The organism is Streptosporangium sp. NPDC002544 (assembly GCF_040295965.1).
Lineage (GTDB): Bacteria > Actinomycetota > Actinomycetes > Streptosporangiales > Streptosporangiaceae > Streptosporangium.
On sequence record NZ_JBEOWJ010000043.1, the window covers coordinates 1 to 21,571 of the forward strand.

Genomic DNA, 21,571 nt, shown 5'->3' on the forward strand with positions numbered 1-21,571 from the left:
GTCGCCGCCGGACAATCTTTCATGAGGGCCCTCACCTTTGGTGGGGGCCTTCGTGCTTTCCGGGAAGGGTTCCGAAAGGCCGGGGCTCCCGCCGGTCGGCTGGAATCCGGGCCGTCGGCCGGTGATCCTCGGGTTTTCCAGGAGAGTTCTGGCCGGCCGGTGGGAGCCTTTCTGTTTTCGTATCTCGCGATGGGAAAGGGCCCCACCGGGTGGTGAGGCCCTTTTTTGCGTTGGGGGTACTCGTGTCCGGAAGCCGACCGGGACGTCAGTAGGCTGGAGACGTGGACTATCGAGCGGTTGAACAAGCGATCATGCAGCGTGGAGTCGAGTGGAACTTCGAGCCCAGTCTCGACAGGATCGCCGCGCTTATGGACCTGCTCGGTTCCCCGCAGCACTCCTATCCCGTCGTGCACGTGGCCGGTACGAACGGTAAGTCGAGCACGACCCGGATGATCGAGGCGCTGCTGCGTGAGCGCAATCTGCGTGTCGGCCGGTTCACCAGCCCGCATCTCGTCTCCATGCGCGAGCGCATCAGCGTGGACGGTGCCCCACTGAGTGAGGAGCGCTTCGTCGAGGTCTACGAGGACATCGCGCCCTACCTGGAGATGGTCGACGCTCAAGGGCGACGGCTCTCCTTCTTCGAGACACTCACCGCGATGGCGTTCGCGGCGTTCGCCGACGCCCCCGTGGACGTCGCGGTCATCGAGACGGGAATGGGCGGCATCACCGACGCCACCAACGTCGCGGACGGCGCTGTGGCGGTCATCACGCCCATCTCCCTCGACCATGTCGAATACCTCGGGCCCGACGTCGAGACGATCGCGGGGGAGAAGGCCGGCATCATCAAGGCCGGGGCGACCGCCGTGCTCGCGCAGCAGGAGCTTCCCGCAGCCGCGGTGCTGATGCGGCAGGCGGCCCAGACGGGCGCCACCGTGGCACGCGAGGGACTGGAGTTCGGAGTGCTGGGCCGGGAGCTCGCCATCGGTGGGCAACTGCTCCGGCTCAAGGGTCTCAAGGGTACCTATGACGACATCCTGCTCCCCCTGTACGGCGCTCACCAGGCCGGCAACGCCGCCTGCGCCCTGGCCGCGGTCGAGGCGCTGACCGGCGGGGACGAGCCTCTCGACGCCGAGCTGGTGCGGCAGGCGTTCCTGGGGGTGCGCTCGCCCGGCAGGCTGGAGGTGGTGCGCCGGGGCCCCACGGTTGTCGTCGACGCCGCGCACAACCCGGCGGGGATACGGGCCACTCTGGACGCCGTGCACGAGTCCTTCGACTTCGCGAAGCTCATCGGAGTGCTGGCGGTGTTCGAGGACAAGGACGTCGAGGGCATCCTGGAACTGCTGGAACCGATGATGGACGAGATCGTGGTGACCCGGAACTCCTCGCCAAGGTCCATGGACGTGGACGATCTCGCCGCGCTGGCCGAGGAGATCTTCGGTCTTGACCGGGTGCACCAGGTCGAGCGGTTGGACAGTGCGATCGACAGGGCGATCGGCATGGTCGACGCTCTGGGAGAGTTCAGCGGTGCCGGGGTGTTGATCACAGGTTCCGTGGTCACCGCCGGCGACGCGCGGCTCCTGCTCAAGGCGGACGAGACGCAGTGAGCGGTGAGTGCCGACGGCCGCAGGCCGGGCGACTGAGGAGGAGAGAGAAATGATCACGGTCACTCCGGGCATGAGGCGCCTCTGCGCCAGCGTGCTCGGCATGGAGGCCATAGTCGTCGGGCTGTTCACGCCGGTGGCCATCAACACCCAGGGCGTCGAACCGGCCATCGCGGCCACCGTCGGGCTGGGTCTGGCGCTCCTCTGCGTGCTGGTCATCGGCCTGCTCAAGCGGCCTTTCGCCTACGTCGTGGGAAGCCTGGTCCAGGTGCTCGCCATCGCCTCCGGCTTCATGGTCCCGACCATGTTCTTCCTCGGAGTGATCTTCGCCGCGCTGTGGATCACAGCGATATTCGTCGCTCGCCGTGTCGAGGGCGTGACTTCTCGCTAAAGTCGGCCAACATGGCCGTCCCTCCCATTCAGCCGACTCGGGCAGTGGGCGCCGGGCCCACGGGCCTGGTGCGCGCACTCCGTGTCTCGTTGATGCTCGACGTCGTCCTCGGACTGCTCGTAGCAGTAGTGCTGCCGTTGGCGATCGTCGCCATCCCCAACACCATCTCGGTGGTCGCAGCCCTCCTGCCACCGGAAGTCTCACAGATAGCGATGATCAGGGCGCATGGGCTGGCGCTCCCCGCGATGGTCCTGACCATGCCGGTGGCCGCGGTGCTCGTACGCCGGGTGCGGGCGGCCCCGATGGTGGTCGCGGGGCTGACCCTGCTCGCCTTCGCGGACGCCGCCGGCGGCTATGCAGGGTCCACGGTGCTGGTGGGGGTCCTGCGGGTCCTGCACGGTGTCGGCGCGGGCCTGCTGGTCCCCGCCACCCTGATGGCCGTCTGGGGGCGCTCACCGTTCCTTCGGGCGCTGTGGGCGGCCGCGCTGGCAGCGAGCCTCCTGGCCGCACAGGCGCTCGCGCTCTGGCCCCTCGACCAGGTCGACTCCTGGCGCGTCACCCTGCAGCCGTACCCGATGCTCACCGGGGTAGCGCTCGTGCTGGCCGCGCTCTACCTCGTGCTGTGGCTGAAGGACGGGGAGAGCGCCGCCGGTCCGGGCGCGGTCGTCGCGGCACGCGGGCGCACGCTGTGGGCGGTCGTGCCCGCCGCGGGCGTCGCGGCCCTCGCCCTGGGCAGCACGTTCGACTGGTCGGCGAGTCTCGTGATCCGCGCGGCCCTGGTGTCCGTCGTCGTGCTGCTCGCCCTGGCCTCCTCGGGGGCCTCACGGGGGGCCGCCGGCCGCGCGCCGGCCTACGCGATGGTCGCGGTCGGTGTCGTTGTCCTGCCCACCGCGGCCCAGGTCACCTACGTCGAACTCGGCGGGCTGGGCGGTCCGGGTCTGTCCGGCCTGTGGTCGGCCTTCGCGATCGCCACCGTGGTGGCCCTCCTGGCCGCCGCGCTGACGAACCGGCTGGGCGCCACGGCCATGCCCATGGTCACCGCCGGTGGACTGGTGGTGGTGGTCGGGGGCCTGTGTGCGGTACGGCTGTTCCTTCCCGCTCCGGGCGGGCTCGCGCTGATTCTTCCGTTCACGCTGCTCGCGGGTGGTGCCTCGGTGGCTCTCACCGGCGCGCTGCGCTCCTGTGCCGAGGAGGCCGCGCTCCTGGCGCTGTCGCTGTTCTTCCCCGCGGTGCTGGCCGGATTCCTGCTGGGCAGCGGTGTCCAGGTCGCCCAGCTGCGGGAGGCCAAGACCCCGCAGGCGCTGGTCGACGGGTTCGTGGACGCTCTGCACCTGTGGGCACTGATCGGGGGTGGCCTGGTGCTCGTGGTGATCGTGCTCGCTGCCGTACTGGCCCGTCTCCTGCCGGGGAGTCCGGGAAGTCCGGAGAGCCCGCCGGATGCCGGTACGGCGGACACCTCGCCCGTGGCGGGCCCCACCTCCGGGCTGGTGCCCTCTCCCGCGGGGGAGGTCGATCCCGCCGGCGGGGTACGGCAGGGAGGCGTCATGCGAGGACAGTCAGGGCCCACGGTGGTGCGGCCGCGCTCCGAGGCGATGACCGGTTCCCACACGCAGGTCCGCTCGAAGCCGGAGGCCGGGCCGGTGCGCGGGTCCGTCGCCGCGGCGGGAGGAGGTGCTGGGGCGGGCAAGGGCAACAGGTCCAGGCCCCGGCACGAGCCGGACCGCGTTCCCGAGCGGGACCCCGACACGGAGCCGGAGCCGGAGCCGGAGAAGGTGGTCGCGCCGCCGGTGGTGGTGCCACCGCCCGCGCCCTCTCCGGAGGATGGCCCGGGGAGCGGTCCGGCCCTCCAGTGACTCCGCCGACCACGGGAAAGCGCGCGAAGGGCGGTAAACTTCGCGCGATTACCGCAGTCAGCGACCCATACGTGTTCGAAGGAGAACCTCAGTGTCCGAGCGCACCCTTGTCCTGATCAAGCCCGACGGTGTGGCGCGTGGTCTCATCGGCGACGTGATCGCCCGTGTCGAGCGCAAGGGCCTGAAGGTCGTGGCGCTGGAGCTGCGCACCCTGGACGTCGACACCGCCAAGACGCACTACGCCGAGCACTCCGAGCGGCCGTTCTTCGGTGAGCTGGTGGAGTTCATCACCTCCGGTCCGCTGGTCGCGCTGGTGCTGGAGGGGCCGCGCGCCATCGAGGCCTTCCGCTCCCTCGCCGGCCTGACCGACCCGGTCAAGTCCGCTCCCGGCACCATCCGCGGTGACCACGCTCTGGAGATCGGCGAGAACGTCGTCCACGGCTCGGACTCCCCCGAGTCCGCCGCAAGGGAGATCAAGATCTTCTTCCCGGATCGCTTCTAGGCGCCCGCTTTTATCGTGTTTGTCGGGCCCCGCCGTCCTTCTGGACGGCGGGGCCCGACCTATTTGGCTAACCCAAGATTTTGCTGCGGTAGGCCGGCTCATTGCGCTCAAGGGTGGGTGCGTCACGTTACGATTCGAGTGCGTTCCGTAGTTTTCGCCGACGACCTGACGGAAGGAGGCCAGCCTTCCTCATGGGCAGCAATCTTGCTTTTTTGGGCCGTGACATGGCAGTCGACCTCGGCACCGCGAACACCCTCGTGTATGTCAGAGGGCGCGGAATCGTGCTCAACGAGCCGTCCGTCGTAGCGATCAACAGCATCACTGGGAAGATCGTGGCCGTTGGCATCGAGGCCAAGCGGATGATAGGCCGTACTCCGAGCAACATCATCGCCATCCGTCCGCTCAAGGACGGTGTCATCGCCGACTTCGACGTCACCGAGCGCATGCTGCGCTACTTCATCCAGCGGGTGCACAAGCGCCGCCATTTCGCCAAGCCGCGCATCATCATCGCCGTGCCGAGCGGGATCACCGGGGTCGAGCAGCGGGCGGTCAAGGAGGCCGGATACCAGGCGGGCGCCCGCAGGGTCTACATCGTTGAGGAGCCCATGGCCGCCGCGATCGGCGCCGGGCTCCCCGTGCACGAGCCCACCGGCAACATGGTGGTCGACATAGGCGGCGGCACCACCGAGGTGGCGATCATCTCGATGGGCGGTGTGGTCACCAGCCAGTCGATCAGGGTGGGCGGTGACGAGCTCGATCAGGCGATCATCGCCTTCGCGAAGAAGGAGTACTCGCTGATGCTCGGCGAGCGCACCTCCGAGGAGATCAAGATGGCCATCGGCTCCGCCTGTATCCTCCCGGAGGAGAGCCATGCCGAGATCAGGGGACGTGACCTGGTCAGCGGCCTGCCGAAGACGATCGTGGTGTCGGCGGCCGAGATCCGCAAAGCCATCGAGGAACCGCTCAACGTGATCGTCGACGCGGTCAAGACCACACTTGACAAGTGCCCGCCGGAGCTCTCCGGAGACCTCATGGACCGGGGGATCGCCCTCACCGGAGGCGGGGCTCTCCTCAAGGGCATGGACGAGCGGCTGAAGGCCGAGACCGGCATGCCGATCCACCTCGTCGACAACGCCCTCGATTCCGTGGCGCTGGGTACGGGCAAGTGCGTCGAGGACTTCGACGCACTGCAGCAGGTCCTGGTTCCCGAGCCGCGGCACTGATGAAGGACACCCGCCGGGCACGGGTCAACCTGGGGCTGCTACTGGCCGCCGCGCTCGTGCTCGTGACCATCGACCACCGTTCGGCCGCGCAGTCCCCGTTCGGGCCGCTCCGCATGGTCGGCACGACGTTGTTCGGCACCGCGGAGAGTGTGGGGTCGGGGATCGTGCGGCCGGTCGGCGAGTTCTTCGAGACGATGACCGAGGCTCCTTCCGCGCGTGGACGCATCGAGGAGTTGCTCGCGGAGAACCAGCGGCTCAAGCGGGACCTGGTGGCGCAGAGCCTCGACCGGGGGCGTTCGGAGGAACTGCGCAAGCTGCTCGGGGTCTCGGGCACCGGCGGATACAAGATCCTGCCCACCCAGGTGATCGCTCGGCGCGGGGCTCCCGGCTTCGAGGAGGCCGTCGAGCTCGACGTGGGGCGCGCCGACGGGGTGCGCACCGAGATGACGGTGCTGAACGCCGACGGCCTGGTCGGCAGGGTGATCCACGTGGGCGCGTCCACCTCGACCGTGGTCCTGCTCAGCGACCCCGCCTCGGCGGCCGGAGCCCGGCTGGAGGGAAGCAACGAGATCGGGGTGGTGCACGGGGTGGGGGAGAACGGCCGCCTGGTCCGCTTCCGGCTGCTCGACTCGACCGCGCCGATCATCCCCGGCCACCGCATCGTGAGTTTCGGTTCCCAGCGCGGCACGCCGTACGTGGCGGGGGTGCCGATCGGGGTGGTGGAGCGGGTGGAGGCCACGCCGGGTGAGCTGACCCGTATCGCGTACGCGCGGCCGTACGCCGACCTCACCGCGCTGGACGTGGTCGGCGTGGTGGTGCAGGCGCCGCGCCGGGACCCGCGTGACGCGGTGCTCCCCTCCGGCCCGCGAAAGGCGGCGCCTCCCCGCTTCCAGCGAGAGGGGGTCTGACGGGATGGGGCGCAACGCGATCTTCGTGGCGCTGCTCCTGGGAATCATGATTTTCCAGGTGACCGTCGTCAACAGGCTGCCGCTGCCGGGGCAGGCCGCGCCGGATCTGGTGCTGCTCGCCGTGGTGGGGTACGCGCTGGCCCGCGGGGCGGCGGCGGGGGCGGCCATGGGTTTCGCCGCCGGGCTTCTCAGCGATGTGCTGCCGCCGGCCGCGCACCTGTTCGGGCACCACGCGCTGGTGCTCTGCCTCGTCGGCTTCATCGCGGGGCGCGCGGTGGAGAGCCATCCGGGGGCGGGGCCGCTCGCGGCGCTGGCCTGCGCGGTCGCCGGTCCGGTGATCGCGGTGGCGACCGGCGCCCTGCTGGGAGACCCACGGATCGGCGTGCCCATGCTCACGACCACGCTGCCGCAGGCGGTGCTCTACAACCTGCTTGCCGCGTCGCCGGTGGTGTGGGTGGTGCGAAGGCTCGTCTGCGGGCCGGAGCCACGCCCCGTCCAGGTGCTCGGATACGTCATGCGGAGCCGCTTGTGAGGCACCTCGTGCTGGGGGACACGTGAGCGGCGGTGAGGAGGAGCGAGCATGGGCCTGATGCGGGGGCGGCTGGTCGTGGTGCAGTTGCTGGTGGTGTCGATGCTGGCGTTGCTCGCTGTCCGGCTCTGGCAGGTGCAGGTGGTGCGCGGTCCGGAGTACGTGGTGGCCGCCACCGAGACGCGTACGCGCGATGTCGTCGTTCCCGCGGTACGCGGGCAGATCCTTGACTCGACGGGCCGTCCGCTGGTCCGAAACCGGACCACGCTGGTGGTCTCGGTCGACCGCACCCGCCTGAACCGGATGGAGGGCAACGGCAAGGAGGTGCTCGAGAAGCTGGCCGCCGTGCTCGGCCGTCGCCCCGCCGAGCTACGGGAGCGCATCAGGGCATGCGGGCCGGGGGTCGCCCGTCCCTGCTGGCCGGGCTCTCCGTACCAGCCGATCCCCATCGACGCGGATGTCACCACGCGCGAGGCCCTGCAGATCCTGGAACGGCAGGAGGAGTTCCCCGGGGTCACGGCCGAGGTGCAGGCGGTACGGGAGTATCCGAGCCGGAGCGCGGGAGCGCAGGCGCTCGGCTACCTGCAGCCGATCACGCAGGAGGAGCTGAACAGGCGCGACGGGCTCAGAGCGGCGTTCTCCGGGGTCGACCTGGTGGGCAGGGACGGCCTGGAGTCGGTCTACGACGCGTCGCTGCGTGGGACGCCGGGGATGCGGCGGGTGCAGGTCGACCGGCTTGGCAAGGTCATCGGGGTGGAGCAGCACGTGTCTCCGGTGCCGGGCGACACGCTCATCACCAGCATCGACTCCAGGGTGCAGGCCACGGCGGAGAAGGCATTGGCCGAGGCGATGAAGGGCGCGCCCACGGCGGACGGCGCGGCGGCGGTGGTGCTGGATGTGAAGACGAGCAGGGTCGTCGCTCTGGCCAGCGCGCCGACGTACGATCCGGCGATCTGGACCGGGGGAATCTCCGAGGCGCAGTACCAGCGCCTGCTGTCCGGCAAGGCGGGCAAGCCGTTGGTCTCCCGGGCCATCAAGGGCGAGTTCGCGCCTGGTTCGACGTTCAAGGTGTCGTCGGTGGCGGCGATGCTCAAGGACGGCTACCCGCTGCACGGCCAGTACGACTGCCCGGGGTCCTTCATGGTGGGCGACCGGCCGTTCAACAACTTCCGGGGTATCGGGCTGGGAACGCTCACCCTGCACATGGCGCTGGTGAAGTCCTGCGACACGATCTTCTACCGGGCGGCCTACGAGCAGTGGCTGCGCGACGGCGGGCTCAATCCCAAGGGGAGGACCAAGGAACCGATGGCGGCCATGGCGCGCGCCTACGGTTTCGGCCGACCCACCGGCATCGACCTGCCGGGTGAATCGGCGGGCCGGATTCCTGACCGGGCGTGGAAGAAGACGCTCTGGTCGGTGACCAAGGACACCAACTGCAAGCGGGCCAGGACCGGATACCCGGAGGTGGCCAGGAGCAGCCCCAGCAGGGCCGCCTTCCTCAAGCGGTTGGCGTACGAGAACTGCCTGGAGGGGTACCAGTGGCGGCCCGGTGACGCCGCCAACTTCTCCATCGGGCAGGGCGACGTGCTGGTGACGCCGCTGCAGCTGGCGGCGGCCTACGCGGCGCTGGTCGGGGACGGCAGGCTGCGCAGCCCCCGGCTGGGCTGGGCGCTGGTGCGTCCCGACGGCACCAAGGTCAAGGAGATCGAGGTGCCGGTGGTGGGCAGGCTGCCGCTCTCACCACGGGAGCGGGCCTACATCAAGGGGGCGCTGAGCGAGGTCGCCTCCGACGGCACCGCGGCCGGGGCCTTTGTCGGGTTTCCCATGAACAAGGTCAAGGTCGGCGGAAAGACCGGCACCGCCGAGGTCTACGGCAAGGCCGACACGTCGTGGTTCGCCTCGTTCGCCCCGACGGACAAGCCGCAGTTCGTGATCGTCGCCATGGTGTCCCAGGGCGGGATGGGCGCCCAGACCGCGGCTCCGGCGGTGCGGAAGATCTACGAGGGCATCTTCGGGTTCAAGCCCGACGGCAAGCAGGCCTCCCCGATCCTGCCGGGCGGGCGCCCGGTAAGAGCGCTTCCGGTGATCGCGAAAGACGGGACGGTGGCGCGATGAGGTCCGCTGTGGCATCGGTGACACCGTCCGCGGTGGTGTCCGTGACGGCGTCGGCGGTGACGTCCGCCAGGAGAGCGGCGTGAACCGGGCGGCGGCCGCACCGCCGAGGGCGTCCCTGGCCGGCAGGACGGTGGCGGCGGCCACCGCGGTGGGCCGGATGGACGGGGTGATGCTGGTCGCCGTAACCGCCCTGGGAGTGATCGGCACGATGCTGGTCTGGTCTTCGACCAGGACATGGGCGGCCGGCTCCACGGGACTGGTCAAGAAGCACATCCTCAACCTCGTCATCGGAGCCGTGCTGGCCGGTACGGCCGCGATGCTGGACCACCGGACGCTGAGAACCTTCGCGCCGCTGGTGTACGGCGTGACGCTGATCGGGCTGCTTCTGGTGATCACACCCCTCGGCAGCACCGTGAACGGCGCACACTCGTGGATCATGCTGGGTGGTGGTTTCGCGTTCCAGCCCTCGGAGTTCGCCAAGCTCGGCCTGGTGTTGATGCTCGCCATGCTGCTGGCCCAGCCCGCCCGCGGCACCGACCGGCCGAGGAGCTTCGACGTCGTGATCGCGCTGGTGGTGGCCACCTTCACCATGGGGTTGGTGATGCTCCAGCCCGACCTGGGAACCACGATGGTCATCGGGGTGATCACGGCGGGTGCGATCGTCGTGGCCGGCGCCCGCAAGCGCTGGATCGGCGGGCTCACCCTCGGGGTGCTCGGCGCGGGGGCGGCCGTGTGGTTCCTCGACATCCTGGAGCCGTACCAGATCGCTCGGTTCACCGCGTTCCTCAACCCGGCCAGCGACCCGCGCGGGGTCGGCTACAACAGCACTCAGTCGTTGATCGCGATCGGGTCGGGAGAGGTGTTCGGCAAGGGGCTGTTCGGGGGCGGCCAGACCACCGGCCGCTTCGTACCCGAGCAGCACACCGACTTCATCTTCACGGTGGCGGGGGAGGAGTTCGGCTTTCTCGGTTCGGTCACCGTGGTGGCGCTGCTCGGGGTGATCCTGCTGCGGGGGGTGCGGATCGCGCGGGAGTGCGAGGACCGGTTCGGCACGCTGGTGGCCGGGTCGATCGTGTGCTGGCTGGCCTTTCAGTCGTTCGTCAACATCGGGATGACGGTCGGGATCATGCCGATCACCGGTCTTCCCCTGCCGTTCGTCTCCTACGGCGGTACCGCCACCTTCGCCAACATGATTGCTTTTGGGATGCTTCAGGCGATTCACATGCGCCGGCAGTCTTTCTAGCGCCGGCATGGGTGACTGCCTATGGCACTCTCTCCAGGCGGATATTCTTGATGGCATGTCTGTCGAGTCGCTGTTTCCCCGCCTGGAAGCGCTCCTGCCCAGAGTGCAGAAGCCGATCCAGTATGTCGGAGGTGAGCTCAACTCGACCGTCAAGGATTGGGACGAGACCACGGTTCGCTGGGCGTTGATGTATCCGGACGCCTACGAGGTCGGTCTGCCCAACCAGGGCGTCCAGATTCTCTATGAGATCCTCAACGAGCTGCCGGAGACACTGGCCGAGCGGACCTACGCGGTCTGGCCCGACCTGGAGGCGCTCATGCGTGTCGAGGGCGTACCTCAGTTCACGGTCGACGGGCACCGTCCGGTACGGGCGTTCGACGTGTTCGGTCTCTCCTTCTCGACCGAACTCGGCTACACCAACATGCTGACCGCGCTGGATCTGGCGGGCATCCCGCTGGAGGCGTCGGAGCGGGGCGACGATGATCCGATCGTCCTGGCCGGCGGTCACGCGGCGTTCAATCCCGAGCCGATCGCCGACTTCCTCGACGCCGCCGTGCTGGGCGACGGGGAGCAGATCGCCATCGCGATCACCGAGGTCATCCGGGAGTGGAAGGCCGAGGGCTCGCCCGGCGGGCGCGACGGGCTGCTGATGCGGCTGGCCGAGTCCGGCGGGGTCTACGTGCCGAAGTTCTACGACGTCGACTACCACCCCGACGGCCGTATCCAGCGCGTCGCACCCAACAGGTCGGGTGTGCCGTGGCGGATCCACAAGCACACGGTCATGGATCTGGACGAGTGGCCGTACCCGAAGAAGCCGCTGGTCCCGCTGGCCGAGACCGTGCACGAGCGGTTCAGTGTGGAGATCTTCCGCGGCTGCACCCGAGGTTGCCGGTTCTGCCAGGCCGGCATGATCACCCGTCCGGTGCGTGAGCGCTCGATCACCACGATCGGCGACATGGTCGAGGCGGGCGTGAAGGCGTCGGGTTTCAACGAGGTCGGCCTGTTGTCGCTCTCCTCGGCCGACCACTCCGAGATCGGTGAGGTCGCCAAGGGACTGGCGGATCGTTACGAGGGCACCAACACCTCGCTCTCGCTGCCCTCGACCCGGGTCGACGCGTTCAACATCGACCTGGCGAACGAGTTCTCGCGCAACGGCAGGCGTTCCGGTCTGACGTTCGCCCCCGAGGGCGGCTCCGAGCGGATGCGCAAGGTGATCAACAAGATGGTCACCGAGGAAGACCTGATCAGGACCGTCACCACCGCGTACACCCAGGGCTGGCGGCAGGTGAAGCTCTACTTCATGTGCGGCCTGCCCACCGAGGAGGACGTCGACGTCGAGGGCATCGCCGACCTGGCCAAGAAGGTCATCAAGGCCGGTCGAGAGGCCACCGGGTCGCGCGACATCCGCTGCACGGTCTCCATCGGTGGCTTCGTTCCCAAGCCGCACACCCCGTTCCAGTGGGTCGGCCAGGCCGACCACGAGACGGTCGACCGCAGGCTCAGGGCGTTGAAGGAGGCCCTGCGCGGTGACAGGGAGTACGGCCGGGCCATCGGCCTGCGCTACCACGACGGCAAGCCCTCGATCGTGGAGGGTCTGCTGTCGCGGGGCGACCGCCGGGTCGGGGAGGTCATCCGCGCGGTGTGGGCGGACGGCGGCCGGTTCGACGGCTGGAGCGAGCACTTCTCCTATCAGCGCTGGATGGACGCCGCGGCCAAGGTCGGCGTCGACGTCGACTGGTACACCACGCGCGAGCGCGAGGAGAACGAGGTCCTGCCCTGGGACCATCTCGATGCCGGTCTCGACCGCGAATGGCTCTGGCAGGACTGGCAGGACGCGGTCAACGACGTCGAGGTCGAAGACTGCCGATGGACCCCGTGCTACGACTGCGGCGTCTGCCCCACGATGGGGACGGAGATCCAGATCGGGCCCACCGGGAAGAAGCTGCTGCCACTGACGGTTGTCTGAGGTAGGCGGTGCGTGAGCGCCGCCCACCCAAGAGACGACGACCACGACTTTGGAAGGACGACACCACCCTGAAACCCGCTCCCGACGGGCCGCCGCCCGCGCCAGTGGTGCAGCGCCTCCGTGTGCGCTACGCCAAGCGCGGCCGCCTGCGCTTCACCAGCCACCGCGACATCTCCCGGGCGCTTGAACGCGCGGTCCGGCGAGCCGACGTCCCGGTGGCGTTCAGCGCGGGCTTCTCGCCCCACCCGAAGATCTCCTACGTGGGAGGGGCCGCACCCACCGGGGTCGCCAGCGAGGCCGAGTACCTCGAGATCAGCGTGACGCGCGAGTGTGACCCGGAGCGGCTACGAGCCGCTCTGGACGCCTCGTTGCCTCCCGGTCTCGACGTGCTTGACGTCGTGGAGGCCGGCCCCGCGAGTCTGTCCGACCAGATGGAGTGCTCGGCGTGGGAACTGCGGCTGCCCGGAGCCGATCTCACCCTCGCCGGTGTCGCGGTTGAGAGATTCATCGCCACCGATCACGTCGAGGTCGAACGCCTTACCAAGAAGGGGATGCGACGTTTCGACGCGCGGGAGGCGGTGCTGAGCCTCGCGGCATTTGAGGGCAAAGGGACAACAGCAGGTCAGGCGTCCAGTCGGCCATGTGTCATACTTCGCATGGTTGTACGGCACGCAACTCCTGCCGTTCGACCCGACGACGTTCTCACTGGACTGCGTCTTGTGGCTGACTTCGCGCCGCCGGTGCCCCCCGAGGTGACCAGGCTGGCGCAGGGCCCGCTGGACGTTCGCACCGGTGAGCCCGCTGATCCGTTCGGCCTGGACCGCGACATTACGCGCGGCGGCGAAGCGGAACCGGTGGGCAGGCACGTCGGCGGCGACATATAGGACTTGGCGCCGGGCTATGAGCCTGGCGGACAGTGAGAGACGAGAGCTCCCGCGCGGCGCGGAGACGTGCCCGGGAGCTGAACGGGAGAGCGCCCGCATGCTCGACAACGAGCCCAACGCCGGGGTCAACAGCCTCGGTGGGGACACGACAACAGAAGAGACGCGGCCACCGGCGCCCCGGCGCAGGGCCGCGAGCCGACCCGCAGGACCTCCGCCGGAGGAGCCGGATTCGGCTCCCGAAGTCGTGACGGCACCCGCACCCCGGGCGGCGTCCGGCATCTCGCCGGAACCGTCGGCGGCCGGTGCGTCCGGGCCCGCGGCGGAGCCCGCGAAGGCTGTGGAGCCCGCCGAGGCGGCAGAGGTGAAGGAGGCCGCGCCCAAGCGCGCCACCAGGCGCAAGACCACCGCGACGGACGGCACCGCCACCACCACGCGGCGTAGTCGTGCGAAGAAGGTGGCCGAACCGGTCGCCGAGCCTGTCGAGACGGCGGCCGCCGCCGTTCAGGAGCCCGCCGCCGAGCCCGCGCCGCAGGAGGAGCCCGCCGCCCCTGCCAAGCGCACCCGTACGCGCAAGAAGGCAGTCGTGCGGGAGGAGCCGGCCGTGGCCGAGGAGGTCACCGGCGAGGTGCCCACGGCCGGGGCGGAGGAGGCCGAGGCGGAACTGCTGCTCGAGCTGCCCGTCGACGAACCGCTCGATGACGAGCCCGCGGGTGAGGACCTCATCGAGGAGGCCGTCGAGGAACGGCGGCCGGGGCTGTTCGCCGACCCCTTCGGGCTGGTCGCCCAAGAACGTTCCGAGGTGCCCTCGGTGACCTTCCAGGCACCCGCGGCGGTGTTCCAGCCGCTGTTCCAGGCCCCCGACCCGCAGCGGGCCACGCAGCCCGCCGCCCGGCCCGCGCCGGTCCAGCCTCCCGCGCCGCAGCCGGAGCCCGAGCCCGTCGAGGCGAAGGCCGAGATCGCCGAGGAGCCCGAGGACGAGGACACGGACGGAGACGAGGACGCCGGTGGCCGCCGGCGTCGGCGCCGCAGGGGTGGCCGGGGCCGTGGCAAGACGCGGGACCTCGACGAGAGCGAGGAGACCGAGGCCGAGCAGGACGAAGAGGACAGGCCCGAGGCCGAGCAGGACGAAGACTCGGAGAGCGGCAGCTCGCGCCGGCGTCGCCGCAGGCGGCGCAGGGGCACCGACGAGGCGGGAGAGGTCCACGACGACCCGCCGAACACCGTGGTGCGCATCCGCGCGCCCCGCGCCGGGCGCAGCACCTCGGTGGACGAGGTGCAGAGCGTGCGAGGCTCGACCCGCCTGGAGGCCAAGAAGCAGCGCCGCCGCGAGGGGCGCGAGCTTGGCCGCAGGCGTCCGCCGATCATCACCGAGTCGGAGTTCCTGGCCCGCAGGGAGTCCGTCGAGCGCATGATGGTGGTCCGCCGTACCGGCGGGCGCACCCAGATCGCGGTGCTGGAGGACGGGGTCCTCGTCGAGCACTACGTCAACCGCGAGGCGAGCCAGTCGTACGTGGGCAACGTCTATCTCGGCAAGGTGCAGAACGTCCTGCCGAGCATGGAGGCCGCGTTCGTCGACATCGGCAAGGGCCGTAACGCGGTGCTGTACGCCGGAGAGGTGAACTTCGACACCGCCGGGCTGGAGGGACAGCCCAAGCGGATTGAGGTGGCGCTGAAGTCGGGCCAGTCGGTGCTGGTACAGGTCACCAAGGACCCGATGGGGCACAAGGGCGCCCGCCTGACGAGCCAGATCAGCCTGCCCGGGCGCTACCTGGTCTACGTGCCCGACGGCTCGATGACCGGGATCAGCCGCAAGCTCCCCGACAAGGAGCGCACCCGCCTCAAGAGCATCCTCAAGAAGGTCATGCCGGAGAACGCCGGGGTCATCGTCCGCACGGCCGCCGAAGGCGCGTCGGAGGACGAGCTGAGCCGCGACGTGGCCAGGCTGTCGGCGCAGTGGGAGAACATCCAGCGCAAGGCCAAGTCGGCCAGCGCGCCGGAGCTGCTCTCCTCCGAGCCGGACCTGACGGTCCGGGTGGTCAGGGACGTGTTCAACGAGGACTTCTCCTCGCTGGTCGTCGCGGGAGACGAGGTGTGGGAGACGGTCGACGAGTACGTCCGTTATGTCGCCCCGCACCTGGCCGACCGCCTCAGCAGGTGGGAGGAGGACGGTGACGTCTTCGCCGCCTACCGGATCGACGAGCAGATCGCCAAGGCGATGGAGCGCAAGGTCTGGCTGCCCAGCGGTGGCTCGCTGGTGATCGACCGGACCGAGGCCATGACCGTGGTCGACGTCAACACCGGCAAGTTCACCGGCCAGGGCGGCAACCTTGAGGAGACCGTCACCCGCAACAACCTGGAGGCGGCCGAGGAGATCGTCCGCCAGCTCAGGCTGCGCGACATCGGCGGCATCATCGTCATCGACTTCATCGACATGGTGCTGGAGAACAACCGGGACCTGGTGCTGAGGCGGCTGCTGGAGTGCCTGGCCCGCGACCGTACCAAGCACCAGGTCGCCGAGGTCACCTCCCTGGGTCTGGTCCAGATGACGCGTAAGCGGGTCGGTCAGGGGCTCCTGGAGGCGTTCTCCACGGTCTGTGAGTGCTGCAACGGCCGCGGCCTGCACGTCTCGACCGAGCCGGTCGAGGGCAAGCCGGAGCCGCGTGGTACGCAGGGCAAGATGGCGGTCGAGAAGGCCGTCGCGGAGAAGCTCGGCAAGGACGGTAGCCACGCTGTGGCGGCCGGTGACCAGTCGGGTCGTGATACGGTGACCGATGCGCTTGATGGAGTCCAGAATGAGGACGGTCAGGCAGCACAGGCTTCTGGCCGGGGGCGGAGACGCTCCCGCAAGGCCAGGTCGGCCGAGTAGGTCCTGTCCCGCAGATTTTGCCGTGGCGTGGGTCTGCCGGACGGTGTCTCGTAGGGCGGAAGAGGAGCTCATAGCGTGCTATGGGTGACGGAACCGTCGCGAGGCCCCGTCCGGGTGACCAAGGCAGGCAGAAGATCCAAGGAGCAGGACCTGAGGTCGGCACCTCCGACGTTCCGCCCGGTTCGACCAGGACACCGTCAATCCGGTATTCTGGTGAACCGGTGCGCTCATGGCGCGCCCTGTTCGCGCGCCTACCCGGTACGTCATCAATGACCACAGCCGGATGCGGGGCGCAGCATCCAGCGAGCAAGCAGTCAGAAGAAGGGTTCCGCGGTGTACGCGATCGTTCGTTGCGGCGGCAGGCAGCAGAAGGTCTCCGTCGGTGACGTCCTTGAAGTGGACAAGGTCGCCGGCGAGGTCGGTTCCACGGTTTCGCTGCCGACGGTCCTCGTCGTCAACGACGGCGACGTGACCACCGAGGCGGGCAAGTTCACGGTTGCCGCCGAGATTCTCGGTGAGACCAAGGGTCCGAAGATCCGGATTCTGAAGTACAAGAACAAGTCGGGGTACAAGAAGCGCCAGGGTCACCGCCAGCGGTACACCCAGGTGAAGATCACCGGCATCGACCAGGCCTGAGTTTCGGGAGTTTTGCGAGATGGCACACAAGAAGGGCGCGTCGTCCACTCGGAACGGCCGCGACTCCAACGCCCAGCGGCTCGGTGTGAAGCGCTTCGGCGGTCAGCTGGTCAACGCCGGCGAGATCATCGTTCGTCAGCGTGGCACCCACTTCCACCCCGGCGACAACGTCGGCCGTGGCAGTGACGACACGCTGTTCGCGCTGGCCGCAGGCCACGTTCTGTTCGGTGTCAAGCGCGGGCGCCGCGCGGTGAGCATCGTTCCGGTCGCGGAGTAGATTCGCACCGACAGACGTTGAGGGCAGGGGTGGATCGCATTCGGCGGTCCACCCCTGTTCGCGTTTTCCGCAGAAGTTCCCGTAGATAGAGGTAGGAAAGTAGAGATGCCGGACTTTGTGGACCAGGTGGTCCTGCACATCAAGGCCGGTGACGGGGGAAACGGCTGCGCCTCTGTCCATCGGGAGAAGTTCAAGCCGCTGGGGGGCCCGGACGGGGGCAACGGTGGCCGCGGCGGCGACGTGATCCTGGAGGTGGACGCCAACACGGCGACGCTCCTGGAGTACCACCGCCGCCCGCACCGCAAGGCCGACAACGGCAAGCAGGGACAGGGCTCCAACCGCGACGGTGCCAACGGTCCCGACATCGTCATCCCGGTGCCGGACGGCACCGTGGTCAAGGACGCCGACACCGGTGAGGTCCTCATCGACTTGGTCGGCGCGGGCACCCGCTATGTGATCGCCGAGGGCGGGCACGGCGGGCTCGGCAACGCCGCACTGGCCAGCGCCAAGCGCAAGGCCCCCGGGTTCGCGCTGCTCGGCGAGCCCGGCGACGAGCTCGACGTGATGCTGGAGATGAAGAGCGTCGCCGACGTGGCGCTGGTCGGCTTCCCCAGCGCGGGCAAGTCCTCCCTCATCGCGGCCCTGTCCGCGGCCCGGCCGAAGATCGCCGACTACCCGTTCACCACGCTGGTCCCCAACCTCGGGGTGGTCACCGCGGGCGCGACCGTCTTCACGGTCGCGGACGTCCCCGGCCTGATCCCCGGCGCCTCACAGGGCAAGGGCCTGGGGCACGAGTTCCTGCGCCACGTCGAGCGCTGCAACACGCTGGTGCACGTGATCGACTGCGCCACGATGGAGCCGGGCCGCGACCCCATCAGCGACTACGAGGCGATCGAGGCCGAGCTCGCGGCGTACGGCAAGCTGGAGGACCGGCCGCGCCTGGCGGTGCTCAACAAGTCCGACGTGCCCGACGCCCGCGACCTGGCCGACATCGTCGGGCCGATGCTCGAGGAGCGGGGGCTGCGGGTCTTCTCGATCTCCGCGGCCACCCACGAGGGGCTCAAGGAACTGACCTACGCCATGGGGGAGATGGTCGCCGCGGCCAGGGCCGCCGCCCCTGTCCCCGAGCCGACCCGACTGGTCATCAGGCCCAAGCAGCACGGTGACACCGGATTCGCCGTCCGCCGGATCGACGAGGACACCTTCCAGGTCACCGGGGCCAAGCCGGAGCGGTGGATCCGCCAGACCGACTTCACCAACGACGAGGCCGTGGGCTATCTGGCCGACCGGCTGGAGCGGCTCGGTGTCGAGGAGGAGCTCACCAAGGCCGGGGCGAAGGCCGGGGCCGAAGTGATCATCGGTTCCATGGAGAACGGCTACATCTTCGACTGGCAGCCGACGCTCAACGCCGAGGCCGTGCACCAGGGGCCGCGCGGGTCGGACAACCGGCTCGGTTAGTACGCTTCCCGCTGTTCTTCCAGTGATCATTTTTGAAAGGTGCGTGTCGTGGACTCTGCGCGCGAACGGATCCGTAAGGCCTCACGCCTCGTCGTGAAGGTGGGTTCGTCCTCGCTCACCACTCCGCAGGGAATGATCGACGTCGACCGGGTGGACGCCCTGGTCGACGTGCTCGGCGCCCGGCGGAAGTCCGGCACCCAGATCGTGCTGGTCTCCTCGGGCGCGATCGCGGCGGGCCTCGGCCCGCTGGGCCTGGCGGCCAGGCCACGCGACCTCGCCACCCAGCAGGCCGCGGCCTCGGTCGGCCAGGGTGTGCTGGTGGCCCGCTACACCTCCTCCTTCGCCAGGTACGGCCTGCGGGTCGGTCAGGTGCTGCTGACCGCCGACGACATGATGCGCCGCTCGCACCACGTCAACGCCGAGCGCACGCTGGCACGCCTGCTGGAGCTGGGCATCGTCCCGGTGGTCAACGAGAACGACACCGTGGCCACCGACGAGATCCGATTCGGCGACAACGACCGCCTCGCCGCCCTGGTCGCACACCTGACCAGGGCCGACGCGCTGGTGCTGCTGTCGGATGTGGACGCCCTCTACGACGGCGACCCCCGCCGCCCCGGCGCCCGCCGGCTCACCGAGGTGCGCGGGCCCTCCGACCTCGTCGGGGTCGAGCTCGGCAAGGGCGGCGCGGTCGGCACCGGTGGCATGGTCACCAAGGTTCAGGCCGCCAAGATCGCCACAGGGGCGGGCGTTCCCGTGGTGCTGACCGCCGCCGCGCACGCGGCCCAGGCCCTCGCGGGAGCCGATGTCGGCACCTACTTCCACCCGGAGGGCCGCCACCCGGGCACCCGCCTGCTCTGGCTGGCCCACGCCACCACCGGCCGAGGCCGGCTCCATCTGGACTCCGGCGCCGTCGAGGCCGTGGTGAGCCGCCGCAAGTCACTGCTTCCCGCGGGGGTCACGGCGGTCGAGGGCGACTTCGCGGCGGGCGACCCGGTGGATCTGTGCGAGCCGCTCGGCCAGGTGATCGCGCGCGGCCTGGTCAACTTCGACGCGGGGGAGATCCCCGGGCTGCTCGGCCGTTCCACCAGGGAACTGGCGGCCACCCTGGGGCCCGAGTACGAACGAGAGCTCATCCACCGTGACGACATCGTCATACTGGAATCCCACCACTAGTTCTTTTTGGAGCGCGAGATGTCCGAGGACTTCCTGAAGGTAGCCCTGGCGGCTAAAGAGGCCGCCGCCGAGCTGGCCCCGCTGCCGAGGGCGCCGAAGGACGCCGCGCTCCGGGTGGTCGCGGACGCGCTCGTGGCCGGGTCCGCCGAGATCGTCGCGGCCAACGCGCTCGACGTCGAGAAGGCCAGGGAGAGCGGGACCTCCGAATACATGATCGACCGTCTCAGCCTCGACGAGGCCAGGATCGAGGCGATCGCCGAGGCGGTCCGTCAGGTCGCCGACCTTCCCGACCCGGTGGGTGAGGTGATCCGGGGCAACACGCTGCCCAACGGACTGGAGTTGCGCCAGCTCCGGGTCCCGCTCGGGGTGATCGGCATCATCTATGAGGGCCGGCCCAACGTGACCGTGGACGCCGCGGCGCTCTGCCTCAAGAGCGGCAACGCCACCCTGCTGCGCGGCTCCTCCAGCGCGTACGAGTCCAACACGGTTCTCGTCAGGATCATGCAGGAGGCGCTGGCGGGCACCGAGGTGCCCGCGGGGGCCGTCCAGCTGGTTCCCGGGCTGACCCGCGACTCGGTCAAGCAGCTCATGCGGGCCCGCGGCCTGGTCGACGTGCTGATCCCGCGCGGCGGGGCCTCGCTGATCAATTCGGTGGTGGAGGAGTCCACGGTCCCGGTGATCGAGACCGGCGTGGGCAACTGCCACGTCTATGTCGACGCCGACGCCGACCTCGACCTGGCGATCCAGATCCTGATCAATGCCAAGGTCCAGCGCCCCTCGGTCTGCAACTCCGCGGAGACGCTCCTGGTGCACGCGGCCGTGGCGGACACCTTCGTGCCGCGCGCACTGGCCGCGCTGGAGGCGGAGGGCGTCACGGTGCACGGTGACGCCCGCGTCGCGGCGTACGGTGACGTGGTGCCCGCCGACGAGGAGGACTTCCGGATGGAGTACCTCTCGCTGGACATCGCGGCCGCCGTGGTCGACTCGCTGGAGGACGCGGTCGCGCACATCAGGAAGTACGGCTCAGCCCACACCGACGCGATCGTCACGCGCTCGGTCAGCGCCTCCCGCAGGTTCGTCGCCCTGGTCGACTCCGCGGCCGTGGCGGTCAACGCCTCGACCCGGTTCACCGACGGCGCGGAGTTCGGCTTCGGCGCGGAGATCGGCATCTCCACCCAGAAGCTGCACGCGCGCGGCCCCATGGGCCTGCCGGAGCTGACCTCGACCAAGTGGGTCTACACCGGCGAGGGCCACCTGCGCACCAGCGAGGGTACGGTCCTCGCCTCGGCCGAAGCCCGCCTGAGGTAGGGGCGCGGGCCGCGGAGCGTTCCCGGCGCCGAGGACCAACGGCGTCGGGAACGCTCCGCGAGCCGCACGGTACGGGTGATCCATCGGGGTTCCGGGATCATCGCGCTGCCGGGCGCTCCGGGGTCTACGGTGTAGTCGGCACTCCGGAGGTTCATCGGGGATCTCGTTCGGTGACTTTGATCGTCACTGAGCGTTATGGTGTGTCGCTCCGTGTGATCACGGTCGCTTATGGTTTGACTGGACTTCATGGAAATCGTCGTTGCATTCCTCTTCATAGCTTTTGTCGTTTTTGGTGCGGACCGGCTACTGCTGCTCATGGAGAGCCGCGGGCATGTCAACTGGCGCCGCACCCGGCGCCGTGACCTGTCGGCGGAACCCACCGCGAAGCTCGACAGCCTGCTGGAAGACCCGGTCCGCAAGCCCACGCGCCGGCCCTGAGAGGCCCCGCCCGTGGCCTGACCCGAGCCTGACGAGGCGCACGAGGAGGCGCGCGTCCCGCCATGCCGATCTTTTCAGGAGTCCGGCGTGCCATCGGGAAAACGTCACACTCGCCCGCTATGGTGTGGTCTCCTACGGCTGGACAGCAGGGAAGCGAGCGGGAGCGAGCGACCCGATAGGCGCAGCGGTCCCTGACCCAT

The 21,571-nt window shown here is 69.5% G+C and carries 18 protein-coding genes; all 18 read left to right on the top strand.

Annotated features, from left to right (window positions below; genetic code table 11):
• Positions 1-311: 311 nt before the first annotated feature.
• The gene (locus tag ABT061_RS42015) at positions 312-1,604 is read left to right on the top strand and encodes a bifunctional folylpolyglutamate synthase/dihydrofolate synthase (RefSeq protein ID WP_350928965.1); all 1,293 of its coding nucleotides are present in this window, start codon (positions 312-314) and stop codon (positions 1,602-1,604) included.
• Between the two features lie 49 nt (positions 1,605-1,653).
• Positions 1,654-1,992: a DUF4233 domain-containing protein gene (locus ABT061_RS42020; RefSeq protein ID WP_350928826.1), complete on the top strand. Its 339-nt coding sequence runs from the start codon at positions 1,654-1,656 to the stop codon at positions 1,990-1,992.
• An 11-nt stretch (positions 1,993-2,003) separates the two neighbouring features.
• Positions 2,004-3,845, top strand: coding sequence for a hypothetical protein (locus ABT061_RS42025; RefSeq protein ID WP_350928828.1), 1,842 nt, complete (start codon positions 2,004-2,006; stop codon positions 3,843-3,845).
• 91 nt (positions 3,846-3,936) lie between these two features.
• The gene (gene ndk / locus ABT061_RS42030) at positions 3,937-4,347 is read left to right on the top strand and encodes a nucleoside-diphosphate kinase (protein WP_030924808.1); all 411 of its coding nucleotides are present in this window, start codon (positions 3,937-3,939) and stop codon (positions 4,345-4,347) included.
• 191 nt (positions 4,348-4,538) lie between these two features.
• Complete coding sequence (locus ABT061_RS42035; protein WP_350928830.1) at positions 4,539-5,570, top strand: rod shape-determining protein; 1,032 nt, start codon at positions 4,539-4,541, stop codon at positions 5,568-5,570.
• On the top strand, positions 5,570-6,478 hold the full coding sequence (gene mreC, locus ABT061_RS42040) for a rod shape-determining protein MreC (RefSeq protein ID WP_350928832.1): 909 nt from the start codon (positions 5,570-5,572) through the stop codon (positions 6,476-6,478). Before ABT061_RS42035 ends, mreC begins: the two co-directional genes overlap by 1 nt.
• A 4-nt stretch (positions 6,479-6,482) precedes the next feature.
• On the top strand, positions 6,483-7,010 hold the full coding sequence (mreD, locus tag ABT061_RS42045; protein ID WP_350928834.1) for a rod shape-determining protein MreD: 528 nt from the start codon (positions 6,483-6,485) through the stop codon (positions 7,008-7,010).
• A 48-nt stretch (positions 7,011-7,058) separates the two neighbouring features.
• Entirely contained in the window at positions 7,059-9,122 is a 2,064-nt protein-coding gene (gene mrdA / locus ABT061_RS42050) for a penicillin-binding protein 2 (RefSeq protein ID WP_350928836.1), read from the top strand.
• Between the two features lie 79 nt (positions 9,123-9,201).
• Positions 9,202-10,365, top strand: a complete 1,164-nt coding sequence (rodA, locus tag ABT061_RS42055; protein WP_350928838.1) for a rod shape-determining protein RodA — start codon at positions 9,202-9,204, stop codon at positions 10,363-10,365.
• A gap of 55 nt (positions 10,366-10,420) precedes the next feature.
• Complete coding sequence (locus ABT061_RS42060; protein ID WP_350928840.1) at positions 10,421-12,331, top strand: TIGR03960 family B12-binding radical SAM protein; 1,911 nt, start codon at positions 10,421-10,423, stop codon at positions 12,329-12,331.
• A gap of 104 nt (positions 12,332-12,435) precedes the next feature.
• Complete coding sequence (locus ABT061_RS42065; RefSeq protein ID WP_350928842.1) at positions 12,436-13,215, top strand: TIGR03936 family radical SAM-associated protein; 780 nt, start codon at positions 12,436-12,438, stop codon at positions 13,213-13,215.
• Between the two features lie 97 nt (positions 13,216-13,312).
• Positions 13,313-16,081, top strand: coding sequence for an Rne/Rng family ribonuclease (locus tag ABT061_RS42070; protein ID WP_350928844.1), 2,769 nt, complete (start codon positions 13,313-13,315; stop codon positions 16,079-16,081).
• Between the two features lie 333 nt (positions 16,082-16,414).
• Positions 16,415-16,717, top strand: coding sequence for a 50S ribosomal protein L21 (rplU, locus tag ABT061_RS42075; protein WP_030924785.1), 303 nt, complete (start codon positions 16,415-16,417; stop codon positions 16,715-16,717).
• A 19-nt stretch (positions 16,718-16,736) separates the two neighbouring features.
• On the top strand, positions 16,737-16,994 hold the full coding sequence (gene rpmA, locus ABT061_RS42080; protein ID WP_030924780.1) for a 50S ribosomal protein L27: 258 nt from the start codon (positions 16,737-16,739) through the stop codon (positions 16,992-16,994).
• A gap of 105 nt (positions 16,995-17,099) precedes the next feature.
• Positions 17,100-18,452 (top strand): GTPase ObgE, encoded by a 1,353-nt coding sequence (gene obgE, locus ABT061_RS42085; protein WP_350928847.1) that lies wholly within the window; start codon positions 17,100-17,102, stop codon positions 18,450-18,452.
• Between the two features lie 48 nt (positions 18,453-18,500).
• A complete protein-coding gene (gene proB, locus ABT061_RS42090; RefSeq protein ID WP_350928850.1) occupies positions 18,501-19,625 on the top strand; it encodes a glutamate 5-kinase in 1,125 nt (374 codons plus the stop codon).
• A gap of 18 nt (positions 19,626-19,643) precedes the next feature.
• Positions 19,644-20,933 carry a glutamate-5-semialdehyde dehydrogenase gene (locus ABT061_RS42095; RefSeq protein ID WP_350928852.1) on the top strand — a complete coding sequence of 430 codons (1,290 nt, stop codon included), beginning with the start codon at positions 19,644-19,646 and terminating at the stop codon, positions 20,931-20,933.
• A gap of 246 nt (positions 20,934-21,179) precedes the next feature.
• Entirely contained in the window at positions 21,180-21,371 is a 192-nt protein-coding gene (locus ABT061_RS42100; protein ID WP_350928854.1) for a hypothetical protein, read from the top strand.
• The last annotated feature ends 200 nt before the right edge of the window (positions 21,372-21,571 follow it).

Excerpts from the sequence above, each read along its gene's own strand:
- ABT061_RS42015 (WP_350928965.1), top strand. The coding sequence starts at position 312 with ATGCAGCGTGGAGTCGAGTGGAACTTCGAGCCCAGTCTCGACAGGATC.
- ABT061_RS42020 (WP_350928826.1), top strand. The coding sequence starts at position 1,654 with ATGATCACGGTCACTCCGGGCATGAGGCGCCTCTGCGCCAGCGTGCTC.
- ABT061_RS42025 (WP_350928828.1), top strand. The coding sequence starts at position 2,004 with ATGGCCGTCCCTCCCATTCAGCCGACTCGGGCAGTGGGCGCCGGGCCC.
- ABT061_RS42035 (WP_350928830.1), top strand. The coding sequence starts at position 4,539 with ATGGGCAGCAATCTTGCTTTTTTGGGCCGTGACATGGCAGTCGACCTC.
- mreC (WP_350928832.1), top strand. The coding sequence starts at position 5,570 with ATGAAGGACACCCGCCGGGCACGGGTCAACCTGGGGCTGCTACTGGCC.
- mreD (WP_350928834.1), top strand. The coding sequence starts at position 6,483 with ATGGGGCGCAACGCGATCTTCGTGGCGCTGCTCCTGGGAATCATGATT.
- mrdA (WP_350928836.1), top strand. The coding sequence starts at position 7,059 with ATGGGCCTGATGCGGGGGCGGCTGGTCGTGGTGCAGTTGCTGGTGGTG.
- ABT061_RS42060 (WP_350928840.1), top strand. The coding sequence starts at position 10,421 with ATGTCTGTCGAGTCGCTGTTTCCCCGCCTGGAAGCGCTCCTGCCCAGA.
- ABT061_RS42070 (WP_350928844.1), top strand. The coding sequence starts at position 13,313 with ATGCTCGACAACGAGCCCAACGCCGGGGTCAACAGCCTCGGTGGGGAC.
- rpmA (WP_030924780.1), top strand. The coding sequence starts at position 16,737 with ATGGCACACAAGAAGGGCGCGTCGTCCACTCGGAACGGCCGCGACTCC.
- obgE (WP_350928847.1), top strand. The coding sequence starts at position 17,100 with ATGCCGGACTTTGTGGACCAGGTGGTCCTGCACATCAAGGCCGGTGAC.
- ABT061_RS42095 (WP_350928852.1), top strand. The coding sequence starts at position 19,644 with ATGTCCGAGGACTTCCTGAAGGTAGCCCTGGCGGCTAAAGAGGCCGCC.
- ABT061_RS42100 (WP_350928854.1), top strand. The coding sequence starts at position 21,180 with ATGGAAATCGTCGTTGCATTCCTCTTCATAGCTTTTGTCGTTTTTGGT.